21 protein-coding genes and 2 tRNA genes are annotated in these 21,218 nt (G+C 53.5%); all 23 read right to left on the minus strand.

The genetic code is table 11. The features are described 5' to 3' along the window. Positions 1-80: 80 nt before the first annotated feature. Positions 81-1,520: a (Fe-S)-binding protein gene (locus AB1500_08715; protein MEW6183244.1), complete on the minus strand. Its 1,440-nt coding sequence runs from the start codon at positions 1,518-1,520 to the stop codon at positions 81-83. Positions 1,521-1,537: 17 nt separating this feature from the next. After that, positions 1,538-2,326, minus strand: coding sequence for a respiratory nitrate reductase subunit gamma (locus AB1500_08720; protein ID MEW6183245.1), 789 nt, complete (start codon positions 2,324-2,326; stop codon positions 1,538-1,540). Positions 2,327-2,386: 60 nt separating this feature from the next. After that, positions 2,387-2,572, minus strand: a complete 186-nt coding sequence (locus AB1500_08725; GenBank protein ID MEW6183246.1) for a 4Fe-4S binding protein — start codon at positions 2,570-2,572, stop codon at positions 2,387-2,389. A 162-nt stretch (positions 2,573-2,734) separates the two neighbouring features. Further along, positions 2,735-2,920, minus strand: coding sequence for a 4Fe-4S binding protein (locus AB1500_08730; protein MEW6183247.1), 186 nt, complete (start codon positions 2,918-2,920; stop codon positions 2,735-2,737). Between the two features lie 210 nt (positions 2,921-3,130). Further along, on the minus strand, positions 3,131-3,376 hold the full coding sequence (locus tag AB1500_08735) for a hypothetical protein (GenBank protein MEW6183248.1): 246 nt from the start codon (positions 3,374-3,376) through the stop codon (positions 3,131-3,133). A 304-nt stretch (positions 3,377-3,680) separates the two neighbouring features. Further along, a complete protein-coding gene (murA, locus tag AB1500_08740; GenBank protein ID MEW6183249.1) occupies positions 3,681-5,012 on the minus strand; it encodes a UDP-N-acetylglucosamine 1-carboxyvinyltransferase in 1,332 nt (443 codons plus the stop codon). A gap of 80 nt (positions 5,013-5,092) precedes the next feature. Continuing rightward, the gene (locus AB1500_08745; protein ID MEW6183250.1) at positions 5,093-5,992 is read right to left on the minus strand and encodes a hypothetical protein; all 900 of its coding nucleotides are present in this window, start codon (positions 5,990-5,992) and stop codon (positions 5,093-5,095) included. A 155-nt stretch (positions 5,993-6,147) separates the two neighbouring features. Next, positions 6,148-6,726, minus strand: coding sequence for a tetratricopeptide repeat protein (locus AB1500_08750; protein MEW6183251.1), 579 nt, complete (start codon positions 6,724-6,726; stop codon positions 6,148-6,150). 170 nt (positions 6,727-6,896) lie between these two features. Next, positions 6,897-8,210: a peptidoglycan DD-metalloendopeptidase family protein gene (locus AB1500_08755; GenBank protein MEW6183252.1), complete on the minus strand. Its 1,314-nt coding sequence runs from the start codon at positions 8,208-8,210 to the stop codon at positions 6,897-6,899. A 291-nt stretch (positions 8,211-8,501) separates the two neighbouring features. Further along, on the minus strand, positions 8,502-9,845 hold the full coding sequence (gene scfB / locus AB1500_08760; GenBank protein ID MEW6183253.1) for a thioether cross-link-forming SCIFF peptide maturase: 1,344 nt from the start codon (positions 9,843-9,845) through the stop codon (positions 8,502-8,504). A 701-nt stretch (positions 9,846-10,546) separates the two neighbouring features. Further along, on the minus strand, positions 10,547-10,684 hold the full coding sequence (gene scfA, locus AB1500_08765; GenBank protein ID MEW6183254.1) for a six-cysteine ranthipeptide SCIFF: 138 nt from the start codon (positions 10,682-10,684) through the stop codon (positions 10,547-10,549). 10 nt (positions 10,685-10,694) lie between these two features. Next, a complete protein-coding gene (locus tag AB1500_08770; protein MEW6183255.1) occupies positions 10,695-11,327 on the minus strand; it encodes a CBS and ACT domain-containing protein in 633 nt (210 codons plus the stop codon). A gap of 396 nt (positions 11,328-11,723) precedes the next feature. Continuing rightward, positions 11,724-11,798 (minus strand) — tRNA-Gly (locus tag AB1500_08775). 80 nt (positions 11,799-11,878) lie between these two features. Continuing rightward, a tRNA-Glu gene (locus AB1500_08780) sits at positions 11,879-11,954 on the minus strand. Between the two features lie 215 nt (positions 11,955-12,169). Then, complete coding sequence (locus AB1500_08785) at positions 12,170-13,453, minus strand: adenylosuccinate synthase (GenBank protein MEW6183256.1); 1,284 nt, start codon at positions 13,451-13,453, stop codon at positions 12,170-12,172. Positions 13,454-13,455: 2 nt separating this feature from the next. After that, positions 13,456-14,853, minus strand: a complete 1,398-nt coding sequence (locus tag AB1500_08790) for an FAD-dependent protein (GenBank protein ID MEW6183257.1) — start codon at positions 14,851-14,853, stop codon at positions 13,456-13,458. Positions 14,854-15,055: 202 nt separating this feature from the next. Beyond that, a complete protein-coding gene (locus AB1500_08795) occupies positions 15,056-17,683 on the minus strand; it encodes a replicative DNA helicase (protein MEW6183258.1) in 2,628 nt (875 codons plus the stop codon). A gap of 2 nt (positions 17,684-17,685) precedes the next feature. Further along, complete coding sequence (gene rplI / locus AB1500_08800; GenBank protein MEW6183259.1) at positions 17,686-18,141, minus strand: 50S ribosomal protein L9; 456 nt, start codon at positions 18,139-18,141, stop codon at positions 17,686-17,688. A 577-nt stretch (positions 18,142-18,718) separates the two neighbouring features. Then, the gene (gene rpsR / locus AB1500_08805) at positions 18,719-18,952 is read right to left on the minus strand and encodes a 30S ribosomal protein S18 (GenBank protein ID MEW6183260.1); all 234 of its coding nucleotides are present in this window, start codon (positions 18,950-18,952) and stop codon (positions 18,719-18,721) included. Between the two features lie 45 nt (positions 18,953-18,997). Beyond that, complete coding sequence (gene ssb / locus AB1500_08810; protein ID MEW6183261.1) at positions 18,998-19,426, minus strand: single-stranded DNA-binding protein; 429 nt, start codon at positions 19,424-19,426, stop codon at positions 18,998-19,000. A gap of 10 nt (positions 19,427-19,436) precedes the next feature. Then, positions 19,437-19,721, minus strand: coding sequence for a 30S ribosomal protein S6 (rpsF, locus tag AB1500_08815; protein ID MEW6183262.1), 285 nt, complete (start codon positions 19,719-19,721; stop codon positions 19,437-19,439). Positions 19,722-19,920: 199 nt separating this feature from the next. Continuing rightward, complete coding sequence (locus AB1500_08820; protein MEW6183263.1) at positions 19,921-20,103, minus strand: DUF951 domain-containing protein; 183 nt, start codon at positions 20,101-20,103, stop codon at positions 19,921-19,923. A gap of 74 nt (positions 20,104-20,177) precedes the next feature. After that, positions 20,178-20,846 carry a CvpA family protein gene (locus AB1500_08825; protein ID MEW6183264.1) on the minus strand — a complete coding sequence of 223 codons (669 nt, stop codon included), beginning with the start codon at positions 20,844-20,846 and terminating at the stop codon, positions 20,178-20,180. Positions 20,847-21,218 lie beyond the last annotated feature (372 nt).

Consider the following 21,218-nt stretch of genomic DNA (forward strand, 5'->3'; position numbering starts at 1 on the left):
TCCTCTCCGCAAAATGAACTACCTTTTATATAACAGGTAGGCTACCGCCCTTAAGCGTGATCCTGTCGCGTAATCACCCCCTAAATCTGCCTGTGGCCTTTGAACACTAACCCTGCTCCGACAAAGTCGATCAGCCCTTGTATCGGGGTATCCAGGTGATGGTACTCATGAAGTACCCCATAGAACTGTGCCTTGCAGATAGAGCACGGTGCACAGAGAATATCCGCTCCGGTGGCCTTAATCTGCTCGACCTTTTTCAAAGAGAACTTGCCCCGGAGTTCATACATTTCAGGGTCGTCGTATAGAACCGCGGAGCCGCCGCCGCAACAGAAGTTCTTCTCCCGGTTCGGGTACATCTCCCGAACCTCCGGCACCGAAGCGTAAAGATTAATCCGAAGATTGTCTATCAGATTGCACGCCCGGGAGTAGTTACACGGATCGTGCAGCGTGACGGATGTGCCGACCGGGGCGAGACGGTTGTTCCGCGGGTCCAGTTTCAGTTTTCCGGCTTTAATATACGCCGCCACCTCATCGTGAAGGTGAACGATAGGTACCCCCTTGTGGTAGTCGTACCCGGCTCCGGCGATGGCAAAGTCCGAAAGCGTCGGCGTGTACATCTTCCATGCGCGCCAGCCGTGTCCGCACTCGCCCATTACCACCTTCTTGATACCAAGTTCATAGACCGTCCACCACAACCGTTTCACCAGTTCCCGCTGGACTGAATGCTGATCCGTCAAGAGGCCGAAGTTACCTGCTTCCGTCATATGCGAAGAAATAGTCCAGTTAGCCCCCACATATTCAAAGAACTGGGCGGCACCTTTCAGAGTCTCCGGGTTGAGCAGATAATCCGCCGAAGACGGTACGTAAAGGATGTCCGAATTCGGCTTATCAACCGGGAACTCGATCCTGAAGCCGCGTTCCTCTTCAATTTCGTCGGAAAGGAAGTCGTGCGTTTCTATCTCGCCCTGCTTGGTCATGGCGCCCTGGTTGCCGCGCTCAAAAACCGCTGCGGACGCCGCACCCTGCAGATCGGGAACCATCCCGATACCCCACAGGATCTCACGTCCGGCCATGGTGACTTCACAGGTGTCTATGCCGAACGGGCATACATGACCGCACCTGCGGCACTCAGTACACTGGTAGTAGTAGCTGAACCATTCCTCGAGGGTACCCATGGAAATGTCTTCCGCGCCGACCAGGCTGCCGAAAAGTTTCCCCTGAACGGTAAAGTACCGCTTGTATACCTTCCGCATCAGGTCCGCCCGTCCGGTCGGGATGTTATTGGGGTCCTTGGTGCCGAGGTAGGCATGGCATTCGTTCGCGCACACGCCGCACTTCACACAGGACTCCATAGCCATTACAAACGATCGCCGGTCCTTCCGGTAATGGTCGAGCCACTTAATCGCCTCTGCCGGTTTTTGGGCGTCAGGAACATCACGGACATGTATCCGCTTAAGAACCCGATCGGTAGCCCGGGCAGGCTGGCTTAATTCTTTGCCTTTAACTATTTTTTTAGGCACCTTATCTCACCTCCCTCCTATAGCTTCAACGTCGCACCAGGAAGGCCCACGGGCGGTTCCTGGAACGGGCGGTTCATAATCCAGCGGGACCAGAGTATCCCGAATGGGTGCATCAACTTCGAGAAGGGGAAGATGATAAGCATGATCTGCACCGCCAGGAAATGAATAAAGAAATAAACATTAAGCTGCCCTGTCTCTTCCACCACCGGCATCGGCCCCGGGTGGAAGGTAAAAAGACCAACCATATAATCCTGGGCCGCTTGGTACTCTACCGCTACAGCATGTACGAGCCGCATATAATCGCCGACACCTACGATAACAAGGAGCAGCAAGAGATGCAGGTAGTCGCTCGGCATGGAAATAACCCGTACCTTTTCGATTGCGAAACGCCGGTACAGCAGGTAAAGCAACATGACGAAAAAGATGATGCCGAACATTGTTCCCAGGAAGTTGGATGCATTATGGCTTTGCGTTTCTGTGACTATCCATGGAAGCAGCATATGGAACTGGTTCCCGAGGGTAGCGATACCCAGTATGTGCCCTCCGCCAATAGCTGCGAGCGATACGTGCATCAGCCACGCACCGACCCACAACGGCTTGTCGAACTTGAAAATGTTCCAAAAACTAACGATCTGCCATAGGATCCAGGCAACAGCCGCTCCCCAGGAAGAAGGAAAAGGCGAAAGCGTGATATTATGCACGATTCGACCGATCATCCAGCGCCAGATTCGCCAAGTAATCCCCCCTAAAAGGATCGCCACCGCGAAATAGGGGAGTATCTTCCCTACAAAAACCTCCAACCGCACGCACCTCCTTCTAAAGACTTGTCTTTCAGGTAATCAACAACTTGGGCACAAAAAAGGAGGCTAAACCTCCTCAATGGTAATCGCACCGGTTGGGCAAACCGTTACACAAGTTTCACAACCAAGACAGGCCGTCTCGTCCGTGATTATCACTTTACCTTCTTCCAAAACAAGAATTCCAGCCGGGCAAGCCTCGACGCACTCGCCGCAACCTTCGCACTTGTTTTCGTCACGTTGAACCCTGTACACAGCCCCAAAAACCTCCCGCTAAGCTTAAAGAACCCTCTTGAAAGGAGACCTTAAACACCTCCTTTTTCAGATTCGTCACCCGCGTGAACACATGCTTCCCGATCGCAGGTAAGGATGGCATTTCCGGTTCCTTATTTGGATCGCACTATAATAAAGCCCGTATTACCTTTCCTCTATCGACACCGCACCGTTAGGGCATACGGAAACGCAGGTTTCACAACCCTCGCAAGCCGTCTCGTCCGTAATCCTTACCTTCCCGTCTTCCATAACAAGTATCCCGGCGGGACAACTCTCGACGCACTCGCCACAAGCGTCACACTTGGACTCATCACGCGAAACTATAAACATTTTGAAACCTCCTCAAATTGTTTGAAAATAGAATTGTTTTAACCGGTTGACCAGGGAATTCCTACTTCTTTGCCGTGTCTCAGAAATTGCATCCGGGATTTATTTCACCGTAATAAATCAGCTTAACATCGTCGTGCGCAATATATTCTGGATGGATACAGGTCCCTTATTATCCCCGGCCGCCATATGACCCGTGCTGTCTCCCGGACTTCAGAGGAACATCAGAAAGGTGCTGCTCAGGATCGTCCACCGCTTCCTTAATCTGTTTTGGCACCAGGAATGCCAGACCCCGTCTATCACATCAATGGTATCTCTTACCGAACGCTCCCTTTCTGAAGCCCCAGAAACACGTAAAAGAAAATTCTGCTTCCCTGCCGCCGCCATCCCGTATAAAGGCCAAGCCCGGACCAGCGGCACACTTACGTAAACCCAACCTCCCGACTGACGGATACACATTAATTCTCCCGGCCGGCTTACCTTCGAAAGCGGTGATGTATTACCATTCTATTACCATAAGGCTTAAGCGTAATTCCCCACCCTTTCTTTGCCGCCCGCTGACAAACGGTGCGGCACTGAAGGATCCTGACCGCTTTTCATTTCACCCCCCCGCGTGCTTATAAAACGATGGACATTCACAAAATAGTTAGTAAAAGAAAAAAATATGCCACTGGTTATGCCGGAATCCCGCGAACGTAGATCCCGGTAACATCTCAACCAGCTAAAACCTCATAGGCTAAAACCATTACTGAAGCTAATGTTCTTATTCGAGGCGCGTCGTAATATTCCTTCTCTCAGTGTCACTTTTTTCTCTAAATACCAAATCCGTACCAGCTTGATTCACCCTTCTGACATCTGCTCCCAAGCCGTTAAGCCTTTCTTCAAAATCCTTATAACCGCGGTAAACCAGTTCCGCCCCGCTGACCTCGGTTTCGCCCTCGGCGATTAACCCGGCAACCACCAGGGCAGCCCCTGCCCTTAAATCCGTAGCCTTTACTTGAGCTCCGAAGAGTCTGGGCATTCCATCCACTATCGCAGCCCGGCCTTCCACCTTGACCCGGGCTCCCAACCGGCGGAACTCCTGCGCCACCTGAAAGCGGTTTTCATAAATATTTTCCACGATTACGCTGGTGCCGGGGGCAACGCTTAGCAGCGCCATTACCTGGGACTGCATGTCTGTGGGGAAACCCGGATACGGCATCGTTTTTATATTCGCCGGCCGCAAATCCCTCAACCGTTTCACGAAAAGAGCGTCTTCCCCTTCGACTATCTCCGCGCCTATCTCTCTCAACTTTGCCGTAAGCGGCTGGATATGTTTGGGGATAACGCCTTCTATCCTGACCTCTCCGCCGGTTGCCACAGCAGCCACCATGAAGGTCCCGGTTTCGATACGGTCCGGGATCACGGTATAATGCATCCTGCGTCCAAGCTCTTTAACTCCGTCAATGCGGATTATGTCCGTTCCGGCGCCGAAAATCCGCGCGCCGAGCCCGTTGAGAAAATTAGCAAGATCTACTACCTCCGGTTCCTTGGCCGCGTTTTCAATAAGGGTTTGTCCTTCGGCAAGACAAGCCGCCATCATGAGGTTCTCGGTAGCCCCGACACTTGGAAAATCAAGATACACCCGGGCGCCCCGCAAGCGTGTCGCCCGCGCCCAGACATAGCCTTTTTCCAAGCTTAGTTGAGCCCCCAAGGCGCTGAGCCCTTTAAAATGGAGGTCCATCGGCCGTGCGCCGATATTGCATCCTCCGGGTAAGGGTATGCGCACCTCGCCGCACCGCGCGAGAATCGGACCGAGAAGCAGGTTTGAGGCCCTCAATTTCTTGACCAGCTCGTAAGGCGCTTCCCGCACCTGAAGCGAGGGAACGCCGATCGATAGAGTATCCCCCTTTTTCCAGGAAGCCTGCACACCAAGGTAAGTGATTACCTGGAGAATGTTTTGAACATCACTGATGTTTGGAACATTGTCGAGAACGATGTTTTCCTCGGCGAGGATCACGCCGCATAATATGGCTAAAGCAGCGTTCTTCGCACCGTTTATCCGCACCCGCCCTCTTAGCGGTCTACCGCCGCGAACAACTATTTTGGGGGCCAACGAACATCCTCCGTTCAGTTCAAAATCCCACCCTGCATAGCCGGCTGCCTTGTTCCAGATGCCGCACTTATAATCTTTTTCTAACTTCCGGTTTCTCGTTTTTCAAACCGCGAGCCCGGATGCTCCCTATCCGCCCATTCCCGCCACTGAATCTCAAACTTCGAAAGATTGCAGTCCGTATTCTTGCTGACCGCCTCCGCAAACGTAGAACCTTGTCCAAGATCATTCAGCAGGTCTAACACGCCGGCGTCACCGTTATACAGGAAAATATACTGTACCATTAACAGGGACTGATAATATGCCAAGCGCTGATCGGGCAGATAATCGAACATTTCCAGGTCTTTAAAAGAATACCAGTCAGAAACACTTACCGGTGGGTCGAAGGTGAACCCGGTCAACCGTCGTTCCGTTTCTTGCGCAAGTCCTTCCGTCAACCAGCGCGGATAATTGCCTCCGGTCCGGTAGTCGACCATCAGGTGAGCCGCCTCATGTACCATCGGCCCCGTGTCGAAAAAGACCTTCCGCTCCGAATCGGCGGTTGCTTTCCCTATCCAGGAAGAAGGGCTTAAAACCCTAACGGTTCCCGCCCAGTAAACCCCCATTGTGCCTTCGTCGGCAGGCCACCCAAAAAAGCGGTTTAATTCCCCCTGCTCTTTGTAAATCACCACCGGAACCCTTCGTTTCAAACGCAGCCCGAATTCCGCCGCCACCTTAGGGAAATACTGCTCGGCCGCCGCCTGAACAAGCCTCGCCGCCCTCTCATTCCCGTTAGGATAGTAGACAACACTATAATCACCGTAGAGCCGCTTTAAACCGAAATACTGAACCGGTACCAAGACCCTATTAATCTCCCGCGCAAACTCGTTAATATGTATTCTGGCAACGGAGGGAAGCCTTAACAGGAAACACCCGGCAAGCATCACCCCTAAAACCAGTATCTTTTGCGGTCGAAGCCGGATTTCCCTTACGATTTCCAACACCAAGTCAGCCTTCTCCCCTCGTTAATTAATTATAAAAAAGGCTGACTGGTATTAATAGTGGTAATAATGAGCAATAAGGCGTTCATTAACAGTATCTCTACAACGGCATACAAACCGGCGGCATATTCTGCAACCGGACTGCCCCGTTCCGGTAACTATGGCTTTACAGCGCCTTTTTCCTGCTTGGCGGCCCATTCCGCAATTAAACCTTGGGCCTGTTCCACCTCCCGGCCGGTCTTAGCCAGGGCGATAAAGCGTTGCAGGTCTTCTACGGCACCGGCGTAATCCTTGTCGCCGTAACCACGGATAAGCCCGCGATAAAACAGCGCCATCTGGTGGTTGGGCGACTTTTGAAGAATCATTTGCACTTGCGTGGACGCACTCTTATAATCGCCCTGGATAAAATACAACTCTACCAGACTCATCCTTGCAGCGGTGTTGTCCGGCGAAATCTTTAAAATCTTCCGGTAAGTTTCCTCCGCACGTTTAGTATCCCCGCCTTCAACAAGCCGGCCGGCGATCGAAAGAAGCGTAGCCACATCCTTGTTGGCTTCGGCGCCGGCAATCTCGGAGTCGACGGAGTCGTTTCGGCTCCCTGATACCTCGGGTGCCTGTTCCTTCGGTAAAGAAGTCCATATGACGGATGACCCGACAAGGCCGGCCCCGAGGGCGACAACCAAAGCCCAGAAAACGGCCTTAATAAACCTCTTTCTGCTTCTAAATGACAGGAACAATTAAATTTTACCCCCCATGTAAGTGTTGCTAACCCCACACATCCTGCGTCTGACTCCCAAGACAGCCCCGCAATAAGTATACCATAATCGATTAATCGGTGTCGTTGGGTATAAAAATAAAAATCCGGCCTCAAGGCCGGATTTTTTTTAACATTATACACCCGTCGCTTCTAAAGGTGGTTCATCGGGTTACGCGGCGCGCCGTTGATAATAACCTCGAAATGGAGGTGCGGACCGTATGCGCGTCCCGAAGATCCCGCCTTTCCCACCATCTGTCCGCGCCCGACAACCTCACCGACGCCGACGTCTATTTCCGAAAGGTGGGCGTATCTGGTCACCACGCCGTTACCGTGGTCGATATCCACCACACGTCCATAACCGCCATACCATCCCGCCTGGATTACCGTACCACTTCCGGCGGCGTCCACAGCTTGGCCGTACCCCGCCCCGATGTCGATTCCGGTGTGCATCCTGCCCCACCGCATCCCGTAACCGGAAAGTATCGATCCCGAAACCGGCCATCCAAGGCTGGCACGTCCATCACCGCGCGAAGCCAATATGTACGTGCTTCCCCGTTGCTCGATCTGCTTTTCCGGCGCCGACAGTTGAACTGTCTTGGTAACCTCACGGCTCACTTCCACGCCGTTTTGAACCGTTACCCTGTAAGTGACTTCCTTTTTACCGGTCCGGCCCTCCTTGACCACCTTCACCTGGCCCCGGCTGAGGCTCCGGTCATACCTTATGTCTTTTGAAAAAGGAATTGTCTCGATCTTCGTGGATTCGAAGGTCTGTTCCACCGTAATAATGGGCGTTTCCCTGCGCAGTCTGACGATCTGCCCGATCGAAAGACGATCGGGATTCAGCCCCGGATTCGCGGCTATGATATCCTCCACGCTTACTTTTTGAGCCGCCGCTATGTCCCAGAGCGTATCCCCGTCTTCAACCGCATAACGCCACCGTTCCTCTATCCCTTTACGAACAGCCGCCACGGCCTCCTCGATGCCGGTAACATTACAGGCGGGTACGTTCCGGGACACCAGTTCAACGTCTTCATTGAAAACGGCTTCTCGATCCTGCTTCACGGTATATAATTTTTTTACGGTTTCCAGGAACCTATCCGCCGTCGCTTTGTCTTTAAAGAAAAACCGTTCCCGTCCGCCGATAAGCACCGCGGTCGCGTGTGTGTACAGGTGAAGCTTTCCGTTGAGTACCGCCCTGAGTTCTTCAGCCGTGAGCACCTTGCTCCGGGCCACCCGGACCCGCCGGTAGGCTACCCGCTCTTCCGACTTGACCGGCTGACCCAGTGCAACCTCTTGATCTCTTAATATCTCCTTCACAACTTTTTCTACGGTCGCCTTTTTTCCGACAACCCCCACCGGTTTTCCATCCACCGTAACGACCCACCGGCTTGAAGCCGTCAGAATTATGGTCACCGCAGCTATAACGACCCCAACGATAAGAACCTGTTCTTTAAATTCACGCACCCATAAGCCTTCTTTTTTATTAGACAACCACTTGAAGCAGTTTTTTATATCTCTACCCAAAAAATCCACCTCTCTTGCCTTGTGCGTCCCGCGCTCTCCGTCATTCGTCCCATATACCGGTCAGATGAAGAACGTTCACGTGCGAACCCGAAAAGACGTGCAATGATATTCTATCATTTTCCCAGTCGCCGGCAAGGCGGAAAATTACCTGTAATCGCTCGCATTCTTCTTATATCTTTTGATTTGCCGGCCAAACACTATCATTCGCCCAAATCAGGCAAATTTTTCAGCTTAATCCACCGTCGATCCCGCCGTTTCGGAAAGTACGTAAAGAGCGCACTCAATCCGTCTGCGTATAAGGCTGCACGCAGACGGAGACGGCTGGAATATCGTACCGTTCGCGGCGTGAGCGGCCGCGTGGCATCCGCCGCCGCAGTAAAAGCGAGCCCAGCAGGATGCGCATGGCTTGTTATAGACATGCGCACGACGAAAAGCCTCGATAATATCGGGCTTTTGTACGCCCGCCCTCAGATCCCCGATGCAGAACTCTTCCTTGCCGACAAACTGGTGGCAGGGGTAAAGCCGCCCGTCCGCCGAAACCGCCAGGTAGGAGAAACCCGCTCCGCAACCGGTGACGCGTTTTGTCAGGCAGGGCCCGCCGGCAGGATCAAGCTCGAAATGGAAAAACCTGACCTGTTTTTTCTTACGACGGAAGCCGAGATAACATTCGGCGAGCCTTTCATATTCCGCCGCCACTGCTGTCAGGTCGGCACCACCGCAGATGGAATAAGGCTCATCGGCTCCCGTCACCACCGGTTCGAGCGATATGTCTTTAAACCCCAGCCCCGCAAGGTGGCAAAAGTCGGCGGCAAAATCCGGGTTCATCCTGGTATACGTTCCCCGAAGGTAACAGTAGGAGGATCGCGGGGAAGCGGACCAGCGCCGATAAAAAGCTTTTACGCCGTCTAAAACCCGGTCGTAAGACCCCATCCCGTCGGGAAATCGGCGGAAGCGGTCGTGGACCTTTTCCCGTCCGTCGATGCTGAGGACCACATTTACCCCCGTTTCCAACAAATAATCTGTTTTCGCCTGATCGAGAAGAAGAGCGTTCGTGGTGACAGTAAAGGAAATGTTTTTACCACAGGCCGCGGCCTTTTCTTTCGCATATTCCACGACTGCAACAATTACCGAAAAATTTAAAAGAGGTTCCCCACCGAAAAAATCAACCTCTACCGTCCGGGACGAGCCCGACTCACGGAAAAGAAAATCGACCGCGCCAAGCGCTGTCTTCTCCGTCATAAGGCCGCTCCCGCCGTAGGTGCCCTCCCCCGCAAAACAGTAATCGCACCGCAGGTTGCAGGCCTGGGCGACCATAAGGCATAACGCCTTGGGCGTAAAACCGGGCGGAGAGAACAACTCCCTGCCGGGGTCCGGAGTGAAAAGCTGGTCCGATGCCTTAAGCTCCCTGATTTCTGCAAGCACCTCGCGAAACTCTGACTCCGGACAATGCGCCAAGTCTTTCCCTTCCGCCAGGGAGTTAATCAACTCGTACGCCTTATCGTCTACCTCGTGCAGGGCTCCGCTTACAGGATCATACACAAGCTTCTTCCCGCCGATTGTAAAACAGTGAACCACTTACCCCGCTCCCTCGAAAATAGTACTTCTTTCGGTGGGCGCGGCGAGAAGCAACGCGCTTACGGGTCTTACATTTTCATCCTTCGTGCTGCCGCTGAATACGGAATGTGGGACTCACTCAGAATTAGCGTTCTTTTACTGGACGCCGCGATATGCTGCGTACAGCTAATTTGGCGGTGAGAGGCAAGATGTCAGAGGTGAGATGCTTGTGGGAATTCGCTTATAAGCGAATCCCTTCGAGAATCCCACTCCCAACTTCCAACGTCCCACTTCCCAATTGTCCGGCCCGTCCCTACCAAGCTTTCGTGCTCTATGCTTCTCCCCGCGCTCCGTATTACGCACGTTTGTGAGTTGCCATTCTCCCATTTTCATTCTTCATTTGGAGCGGCCCCCGGCCGCATGGCGAACTCCTCTCAAAATGTGTTCTTCTTCCTCGCCGCGTTCCGTTTATATAATATTCTCTGAATCTCAGCCACCGGCTTACAGGTCGCCCCATTTCCATTCTTCGTTGCGCCGCAGCGCAGCATGGGCGACTCCCCTGCAACAGGTCTCCTTTTAATGCCGATCATTCAGATTCGAATGTCCGCGTAATACACGAAGCCGCACGCGGGTCTTGAATAAAATGTAACCGAGTCTCCATGGCGGCACAAAAAAGAGGCGTTCCCGCACAAAGCCGCCCCTTTTAATCGGCAAGACAGTTGTTAGACTTTTTGCTTACAAGACTGGTTTCCGACGGTGCAGGACGTTTTGCATGCCGATTGGCAGGACGCCTGGCACTCGCCGCAACCACCCTTACGCGGTTTTCTCCCTTTTACCGTTGTCTTAATGTGCTTGCCCATGCCTTCCCTCCTAACCCATGGATATCACTTTGTAGCCCATTTTCTCAATATCCGTCCTCAGATCCCGTGCGTCCGGGACCCCCAACCGGAAAGTCAGGTGGTAAACCCCGGGCTCGCGCTCAAAGGTCGCCAGACTGCGGATGTTAATCCCTCTTGCCTTACACAATTCAGAAATCTCATTCAGCACGCCGATCCTGTCAACGGCCTCTATCACAATCCGCGAACCGGCTGTACGCAACCCGAAAAGCCTGACCAGGGTCTCAACCATATCTGTTTGGGTGATGATTCCCACCAGCTTGTTCCCCTCCACCACCGGCAGGCACCCCACCTTGCGCTCACGCATCAAGAGCGCGGCTTCTTCTATCGGCAGATCGGGGGCGACGACAATGGGGTTCTTGATTAAAGCCTCGGCAACCGTTATCTTGGTGAGGATGTAGTTTAGTTCGTATACGCTGAGGGTGGTCGCCGGCGAAGGAGAAACCCGGAGCAGCCCCCTTTCGGTAACCAGACCGATGAGTTTTCCGTCCTTAACGACCGGAAGATGGCGTATATTCTGGTTGCGAACAATCTCGAGCGCCTGGAAAATTTGTGTGTCCTTCGAGATGGTAATCGGGTTCGCTGTCATACAGTCGCGAACGAACAAGGCTTCTCCTCCTTTAGACGGTGTTGGAAGAAATGAACGCCAAACCCATCGCACGCCTTAACACGCAGACTGAACTTAAATGAAAGCCCTCAAGGAAATTATAGTCGATTCAGCCAATAGAAAACAACCATTCTTCGCATAGTGCGCAATGTATAATCGCCGGTAACCATCCCATCAACTAAAAAACAGCTTAGAAAAACAAGCTCCGGCTGTTTAAGGCCGGAGCTTCCGTAATTTCACCATGGCTTCCGCGCGTGAGGCCGGGCCGGCCTTGACGGAATATAATCATAAAGTGCTGTTTTCCGGTTTTGATTGGGGGAGAAAATAAAAAAAGCCCTTAGGAATTAGAAAGGCTTACAGCGTTCTTCGCCACTCCCTGAAACCCTTTATAGAAACTGGAGCGGGCGACGGGGCTCGAACCCGCAACCCCCAGCTTGGGAAGCTGGTGCTCTACCATTGAGCTACACCCGCAAATCGGCTATCGGATACAAGAGGTCAGATGTCTGAATCTCCTATTCTGACTTCCGACCTCTTGCCTCTGACTTCTGAAATGGTGACCCCACCGGGATTCGAACCCGGGTTACCGGCGTGAAAGGCCGGTGTCTTAGTCCACTTGACCATGGGGCCGTATAAGATCCACGAGCTTTATTGTACCTAACGCCCAAAGCCCTGTCAACACTAAAAGGCACCGGTCCGCACCGCTTTAGACCCAAGAAAGGCTGTTTACAACTGCGAGACCATTCGTACCGAGCGTCTCCACCCTTTTGTGCATACACTTCTTGTTAATAACATCGAACACCGTATTCCAAAACTTAAATGTCGCCTTACTCCATACACCTATATTAAAACAATTCCTTGCAGACGATCGTCTGCTCCCGGCGCGTGCCGACACCCACCATAGCGATAGGCACCCCGCTGAGCGCCGAAAGCCTTTCAAGGTAGTTGCAGGCTTCCACCGGCAGGTCGCTTAAACTTTTTGCCCCTCCCAGATCCTCTTCCCAACCGGGCAACTCCTCGTAGACCGGATCGTATTCGCTTAAGAGGTTGAGGCTGGCGGGAAATTCGTTTATCTCTCTTCCCTTATGGCTGTACCCACGGCAGATCTTAAGCGTCGGAATGCCGGTAAGGACATCCAGCTTCGTGATACAGAGATAATCGAGTCCGTTGATACGGGCCGCATAGCGTGAAATAACCGCGTCGAACCAGCCGCAGCGTCTCGGCCTTCCGGTGGTGGTACCGAATTCCCGGCCCTTCTGCCGTATTTCTTCGCCGAGGTCGTCGCTGAGCTCGGTCGGGAACGGGCCTTCGCCCACCCGTGTCGTATAAGCCTTCACTATCCCGATGACCGTGTTTATCGCCCGGGGGCCGATCCCGGAACCGGAACAGGCCCCTCCGGCCGTGGGGTTCGAGGAGGTGACAAACGGATAGGTGCCGTGGTCTATGTCCAGGAGGGTACCTTGCGCTCCCTCAAACAAAACGTTTTTACCCGCAGAGATTGTCCGGTGTATCATCAAGGCCGTGTCGGCGACATATTTGCCGAGAATTGCCGCGTATTCATCGAATGCAGCCAGTATATCCGTGAAAGACATGCCTTGTGCCTTGTACACCTGTTCGAAGAAAGCGTTTTTATGCTCTATATTCTTCTTCAATAATGCGATAAATGCATCGCGTTCAATGAGGTCCGCCATACGAATACCGGTCCGCGCAGCCTTATCCATGTACGCAGGCCCTATCCCTCGGCCGGTGGTCCCGATCCGCGACTTCCCTTTGCGTTCCTCTTCAACCGCGTCCCAGCGCCGGTGGTATGGAAAGATAAGGTGGGCGCGCTCGCTGATATAAAGGTGGGCCATCCTGACCCCCCGCTGCTCAAGTGCCTTGATCTCCCCGACCAGCACGGCCGGATCAATCACCACGCCGTTTCCGATGATGCAGGTTTTATCCGGGTAAAGAATCCCGGAGGGAACAAGGTGCAGTTTAAACTCCTCTTCCCCGACAACCACGGTATGGCCGGCGTTATTGCCTCCTTGATACCGGACGATGAGATCCGCCTGAGCCGCGAGAAAATCGGTCACTTTTCCCTTACCCTCGTCACCCCACTGAGCGCCGACCAACAAAACCGTTGCCACTTTTATTTACCCCCAAGTCGCCTTATAATTTCCTGCGCCACAACCACCCCGGAAGCCGAGGCCTGAACCAGCCCCCTGGTCACTCCCACGCCATCGCCGGCTGCAAAAAGGTTCCGGACCTCGCTCTCCAGAACGGCATTCAGCTTGAGGCGCGATGAATAAAACTTTACCTCTGCGCCGTATAACAACGTATGCCGTGAGCATATCCCCGGGGCCACCTTATCCAAAGCCTGCAGCATCTCGACGATGCCCACGAGGTGCCGGTAAGGGAAAACCAGGCTTAAATCCCCGGGCGTAGCCTCGGCCAGGGTAGGCTGTACCAAGCCCCGGGCAAGCCGGTCTACATTCGAGCGGTGCCCGGCCATAAGGTCCCCGAGACGCTGCACGATTACGCCGTTGCTGAGCAGGTTGGCCAGACTGGCGATATGCCGCCCGTACGCTATAGGTTCCCGGAAGGGTTCGGTGAACGTCTTGCTGACCAGCACCGCGAAGTTAGTGTTGCCGGTCTTCCTGTAAGCATGGGTGTGCCCGTTGACCGTAATCACCCCGTCGCTGTTTTCCATTACCACTTCGCCTGCGGGGTTCATACAGAAGGTGCGCACCTTGTCTTCGAATGTCTTGGAATAATAGATGGATTTGAACTCGTAGAAGAGCGACGTTATAGACTCCAGCACCGCCGCCGGAACCTCCACCCTGACGCCTATATCCACAGGGTTAACCGCCATCTCCAACCGGAGGCGTTTGGCCTCCCGCCGCAACCAGCCCGCGCCCTCGCGTCCCGGGGCGACAACAACGTATTTACCGGAAAAAACCTCGCCGCCGGAGGTTTTGACACCCCGGACCCGGTCTTTGGCCGTAATGATGGTGGTTACCGGAAGTTCCATCCGGATCTCAATCCGCGGCGCCAGGAATTCTTTCATTTGCGCCAGGATTTCCGCGCACCGTCCCGTGCCGAGGTGTCTTATCGGCACGGGAATCACCCTTAATCCCGCCAGAACAGCCTTCCGCAGTACTTCTTCGTATTCCTCTTCCCTGCCGGTTCCGTATACCTCGGGAGGCGCGCCGAACTCCTTATAAACGCCGTCAACGTAGTTAATCAATTCCTTAAGGTAGTCCGGGCTGATGTACTCCCCGAGGGTCCCTCCCACCTCGGGGGAAAGAGTCAGCTTCCCGTCGCTGAAAGCGCCGGCGCCCCCCCAGCCGCAAACGGTGGCGCAGGGCGCGCAGTGCCGGCAGAGACCGCCGTTCTCCTTGGAAAGGCAAAGACGCTCCTTGATATCCCGGCCTTTATCCAGTATCAACACCTTAAGTCCCGGTGCGTGCCTGACGATTTCGAGCGCCGTAAAGATCCCGGCCGGGCCGGCCCCCACGATGATTACGTCGTATGGATTTTCGGCCAAAGCTTACCCCTCTATTGATTCCAAAAATCTAAATAATTGCCGTGTTCTCTTAGCCTACAGGAAAGCGCTTTGCGGGATCGCGAAGCAGCTTCCGGACAGCGGTGCAGATGCCGTCAAGCCCCACAGAGTATAATAAAAAACCCGGATGATGTCAACCACAGCCGGTTTCAAAGGGTTCCCCGCCTAATTAACCGGCAGACTTCTAAAACTCCCACGCAAGATTGACAAAACAGGCGAAATCTTTTAAAAACGCAAGTTCGACGGAGCCAACCGGCCCGTTTCTTTGCTTGGCGACGATAACCTCGGCGATTCCCTTCTTCTCGGTGTCCTTGTGATAATACTCCTCACGGTAGATAAACATGATTACGTCGGCATCCTGTTCAAGAGAGTTATGTACAACGATATCTCCTGCTATAAAGTTGTGGTAGAGTGGAACTTCAATATCATAGACTTCTTCTACGCCTTCAGGCTCAATACTTACTACCGGATCCCAGACAACATCGCTTTCACTAAGCAGCGTCAGTTCCCGACTTTGCACCGCTTTCCCGACCTTGGAAGCACGCTTACGGCTAAGATTACTTTTATACAATGTAGAACCGCAATAGCTGGTGTCCATAGCCGCTTGCAGTTGACGTTGGGTTAGCCCAACAGCTTTTCGGGCCGGTTCCACGAATAAGTGCCATGCCGCCCCTGGAATCACGTCCTTGTTCGGATTGTGCCCTCGGCATTGACAATACTCCCAAATCGCATCTACCCGATCTTTTTGGGGTTCCATTACTCCTATGTATTTTAAAAAGGCTGTGACATTCGGTTGCGAAGTTATAGTAACATGCCATTGGTTACGCCCTTTACCTGGCTGGGGCACTTTACTTATCCGCGATATAATGCCCAGACGCAAAAGCAAATGCGAAACGTCAAACGCCATTTCACTGCTACTTGTAGCATAATAAACAACGGGGCGTGGCTTCTGCCTACCAACCACTCCCAACGTACCATCGGTTGACCATAGATGCCGAAGAAACTTGCCTATGCGCTCCGGTGGTTGTTCGAAAATTCTCAGCGGAGCCCGCTTTTCGTGGGCTCTGTACCCCCAAACTCCCAAATCATCCATCCACCTGGCTATAGGGTTTCTCTTTCCGTGAGTTAAATGAGCAGTGGAACTTAAAAAAACCTGCCACCATCTTTGTTGTCTCTCTACCCGAGGGGCTATGGCGTCGCCAAAAACCTCTGTCGCAAGCGCTGCCACAATATCCGCAAGCTCCCTATCGCCTGTGGTATACTGTACCGCGTGTCGAGGCAATATACACCCGTCTCCAAGCAGATGACCGATGAGCGCCACTTCCGCCTCAGTCAGGCTCGCATTGCTGGTTTTCAGGCCTTCCCATGTGCGAGGCAATGCCAAGTGATCCCCTATCTCTAACTGATCAAGTGACTTCCACCCATATATGGTGCGAAACTTATGGTTTGCCGTAGCGCGTATCTCCCGGCCCAACCCGGTACGAAGACGATATACCGGTTTCGAACCGGAACACCAAACTTTTCGCGCCAGTGTCGGCTCTAACTTCCACGTCTCTTCGTTGAGCGCCATAATTCTTACCGGTAGGTCTTCTTGTGCCAGTTCCCTGATCGCCACCCTCCGTCCGTTAGCCAACTGCACCATTGTCTCCCCGGTTAGACAACCGCTTTCCCGCAGGTCGGACATTATGGGCCTCTTCTCCTGACGCTGCTCCACCGCCCGGCTCAACTGGGAAAGCGCCAGCACCGGAACGTCAAGCTCCTTGGCAAGGCCCTTGAGGGACCTGGATATTTCCGCGATCTCCTGCTGCCTGTTTTCCGTCCGTCTTGAGGACTGCATCAGTTGAAGATAGTCAATCACGATCAGACCAAGCCCCCGTTCGGCTTTTAAACGTTTTGCCCGGGCGCGTATCTCCCGCGTGCCCAACGCCGGCGTGTCGTCAATGAAGACGGGGGTCGTAGAAATCCTCTCGGCCGCCTCGGTCAGTTTCTGCCAGTCTTCATCCTCCAGTTGGGCCGTTCTGAGCCGCTTGTGGTCGACCTTGGCTTCAGCCGCAAGCAGTCTTTGTACGAGTTGTTCCTTCGACATCTCCATGCTGAAAAAACCCACCGGGGTCTCGCTCTTAGCCACGTTAAGGGCGATGGAAAGCGCCAGGGAGGTTTTCCCCATGCTGGGCCTGGAGGCCAGTATTATCAGGTCTTGGGGCCACAGGCCGCTGAGCAGCCTGTCGAGTTCGGTGAATTTAGTGGACTGGCCGAGCATTTGCCCCTGCGCCTTGAAAACGTCTTCTATATGCGCGAGCGCCGTCTCAAGAATGCTTTTGATAGAGGCGAAGGAAGCCGTCCCTTTGGCTTGCGCCAAGTCAAGAATCAGCCGCTCCGCCTCGTTGAGCAGGTGATTGGGGTCCGCCTCGGCCTCATAACCCAGATCACGTATACGCGTAGACACCTGAATTAGTGTACGCAAAAGAGCCTTTTCCGCTACAAGACGGGCATAGTGCTCCGTATGCGCGGTTGTGGGAACCACGTCCGCCAGGGCCGCGATGTAGCTCGCGCCCCCCGCCCGCTCCAGGTGTCCGTTCTGTCTTAAACCTTCCACGAGCGTAATCATATCTATCGGTGTGCCCGTATCCTCCAGGGCCAACATCGTTTCGTAGATAAGCCGGTGCGACTCCTGATAAAACTCTTCAGGACGTACCAGGTCCACTACCTGGTGTATCACTTCAGGATCAAGAATCACCGCCCCGAGGACCGCCTGCTCGGCATCGATGTTTTGAGGTGTTTGCCGCGCCAGCGTTTCCGTCGCAAGACTCACGGTCACCCCTCCTGTTCCGGAACGACTGCAACCTTAAACTCCGCCGTTATACCGGGCGCGATCCTTGCCGTAATGTTATATGAACCGGTTTCCTTGAGCGGCGCCTCAAGGACGATTTGTTTCTTATCAAGTTTTATCTCTAAAGCGCGTTCCAAAACGGCGGCGATATCCTTGGCCGTCACCGCCCCGAAGAGCCGCCCCCCTCCCCCGACTTTTACGGGAATTGAAACGGTTTGCCCCCTAAGGCGCGACGCTGTTTGCTCCGCACGATTGGCCATGACCACGGCCTTCTTTTCGCGCTGCTGACGAATCCGCCCTAACTCCGCAAGCTTTTTTTCCGATGCCGGTTCGGCCAGCAGACGCGGAATCAGATAGTTGCGCGCATACCCCTCCGCCACCGTAACCAGATCGCCTGCTTTCCCCAGGGACACAACATCCTTCAACAGAATAACCCGCATCAAACCCCTCCTAACCCGGACAAACGGGAATTCCCCAGCACTCAACGGTACGTTAAAACCACTTTGCATCGTTTTATATACAAGGCGACTTAGAACGCTGCGTCTTAAGATCAACAAGTTGAGTGATGGGCTACCACAGAGGCAGATCATCAAGTCCGAAGTCCTATGTCCTGCGTCCTAAGTCCAGGAACAGGGACTGGGGACTTTCGACTGAGGATTTAATTTATTACTCGCGACTTTATATCAGTTCCCCTCTGTGTGCTCTGTGTCTCTGTGGTTACCCGGCACTCCGCGCATTGACCGGAAGATTCTCGTTTTTCCCCGCCTGAAAAGATTCTAACATGAAAACCGCTGTATTATAATTTTCGCCAAAATCGACAACGATTCCTGCCCTAATGATATGTAAAACTCCAGGTACGTGAGAAATAAGACCGGCCGGCAGTCATCCCCATGCGAGATCGCAGTAAACTTTACATTCCGAAAAACCGATGCCGGAAACCGGTCCCCTTAAAATAAACAGAGCCCGGCATTTCCGTAAGGCACAGCCGGGCCCAAACAGTCATCTATCGAAGCCCTGTTAATCGGTCACAAACGGCAGCAACGCCATTACCCTGGCACGCTTTATCGCCAGGGTCAGGGTCCGCTGATGGCGGGCGCAATTTCCGGAAATGCGGCGGGGTAATACCTTCCCCCGCTCGGTCACATATTTTTTCAGACGCGTGATGTCTTTATAGTCTGCTTCCGCAATTTTTTCAACGCAGAAGCTGCAAATCTTTTTCTTACGCCGGCCGCGGTTGCGTTCGCGTTTCAATTCGCAACCTCCTTTCCCAAAATGCTCTTGGTTTTTCTATCGTTTTTAAAAGGGCACGTCGTCCTCAGAAAAGTCCACGGCTTGCCCGAACGGTTCCTGGTAATCGTCATCCGTTTTACCGCGGGGTTCCGTATCAGGGGGTCGTTCCCCTTCACGCGGGCGGTCGAGGAAACGCACCGCGTCCGCCACCACCTCGGCGGCTTTGCGCCGGACGCCCTGGCTGTCGGCATAAGAACGTACTTGAAGCCGTCCTTCGACCGCGACCAGTCGCCCCTTCGTCAGGTTGCGGTGGCAAATCTCAGCCTGCTTCTGCCACACGACGATGTCGATAAAATCAGTCTGCTTCTCGCCCTGTTTCCCCAGAAAAGGGCGATCCACAGCGATCGTAAAACTTGCCACCGCCGCCCCGCCGGGTGTATAACGCAGTTCCGGGTCACGCACCAAGCGTCCGATTAAAATTATACGGTTAAGCATACCCGCCTCCCTAATCTCTCCGAATGATGATGTGGCGGAGCACATCCCCCGAGATCTTAAACATCCGTTCGAGTTCTTTAACCGCCGGGGCTTCAGATTTCAACTGCATCAACACGTACTGGCCTTCCCGTTCCTTATCGATTTCATATGCAAGCCGGCGCTTCCCCCACCGGTCGATACGGTCAACGGCGCCGCCCTGTTCCTCGATCACCGTCTTAAACCGCTCCACCATCTCGTTCAAAGTTTCTTCTTCCGGCCCGGGACGCAGGATGTACATAACCTCATACTGTCGCATCAACTAACACCTCCCTTCGGTCTTAAGCGGCCCCGTTGAACGGGGCAGGGAGAAACACCGGGCTCTGAGCGCAACGGCCCGGTATGCCACACGCGAAAGAGCGTTTTTGATTTAAAAAGCGGAGTTATTTTACCATAACAGAAAGGCTGTGGCAAGCGTCTTTTGCATAAGTATCCGGCTTATTACCGCCTTTTCCGAATCAGACCTTTTTACCCCGGACCCTTTTTAAGAGCTTGTCTCTGGGAACCAGAAGCACACGACCGCACCCGCGGCATTTGACCCGGACGTCCACCCCGGTCTTCAGCACTTCCCATTCCTCGCTGCCGCACGGGTGAGGTTTTCTTAAACGTAACAAATCGCCGACCTGTAACTTTATAAACATTCCACTCTGCACCGTAACTTTTTAATCCACATACTAACCGGAGGCTGTCGGCTTTCCCGTGTCGGAAGCCGGACTCAAGTCTGCATTATGTCCCCGATGCCATTGTAGGCAAATAAGCCGCCCACCATCCGCAGCATACCTTCATAGAATGGGGTCAGGACGGATGTGCCGAGTGCCTGTACGATAAAGTTCTCTTGTCCCATCATGATTGCGCTCAGTCTCGCCGCATAATGCAAAACCAGGACCAGCACCATCCCAAGAACGAATCCCCAGCCGGCGCCCAGGGCTACGCCCCCGAGGCGGTCGAACGGCCGGAAGGGAAGCCATTTGCGAAAGAAGGTGATCTGTTCGCCGACAAAAAACCAGAGCCGTTCGATTATCCCAAAGAGGACCAGAAATATACCGGCGTTGATAACCTTTCGGGCGAGGATGAACACCGGGTCGCTCCCCGGCAGGCCGGGCTTCCCGGCGGCGGCCAGCGTCAGAGCGGATTGTTGCGCGGAAATAATACCGCCGCTGTCCGGCGGAATTTTATAGACGTGCGAGAGCCATGCGGACAGGATGTCGGCAAAGTGCCATTGTCGCTCTACGATGTCCCCGATTACGGAATAGTATCGCGATGTCAGCACAAACGCCACAACTACCCCGACAAGCCGGATACAACTGAGGATAAGGCCTGTCTTCGCCCCTCTGTAAACCCCGATTACGAGAATCACTGTCAAAACCGCGTCCAGCCAGTTCAATCAGTCAACCCCCAAAACCGTTCTTAGATTTTAGATCGATCCGCGGAGGCCGCTGCAAAACGGCGCCTGTCCATTCCAGAAACCAGGCGCAGGATGTCAGAAGTCAGATGTGCCAAAACAGCGTGAGATTCTCAGCTTTACTTCTGTAATCCATTCAGATATCCGACTTCTTGCATCCGACCTCTATTTTTGAAATGCTTGTTTTTCGCAGACTCCGGAACTTTGTCCAAGTTTGTTCATTGAAAGTCGTCAGGTTTTTTTGACACTATTTGTTCTTCAACACTCTCCTAGTTTCGCGAAAGCGAGGAAGATATCCTTCTTTTCTTCTCCCGCAGGTAAAACCGGGAATAAATACACCATGCTCTGGCAATA

Source organism: Bacillota bacterium (assembly GCA_040755295.1).
In the GTDB taxonomy this organism is placed as follows: Bacteria; Bacillota; Desulfotomaculia; order Desulfotomaculales; family Ammonificaceae; genus SURF-55.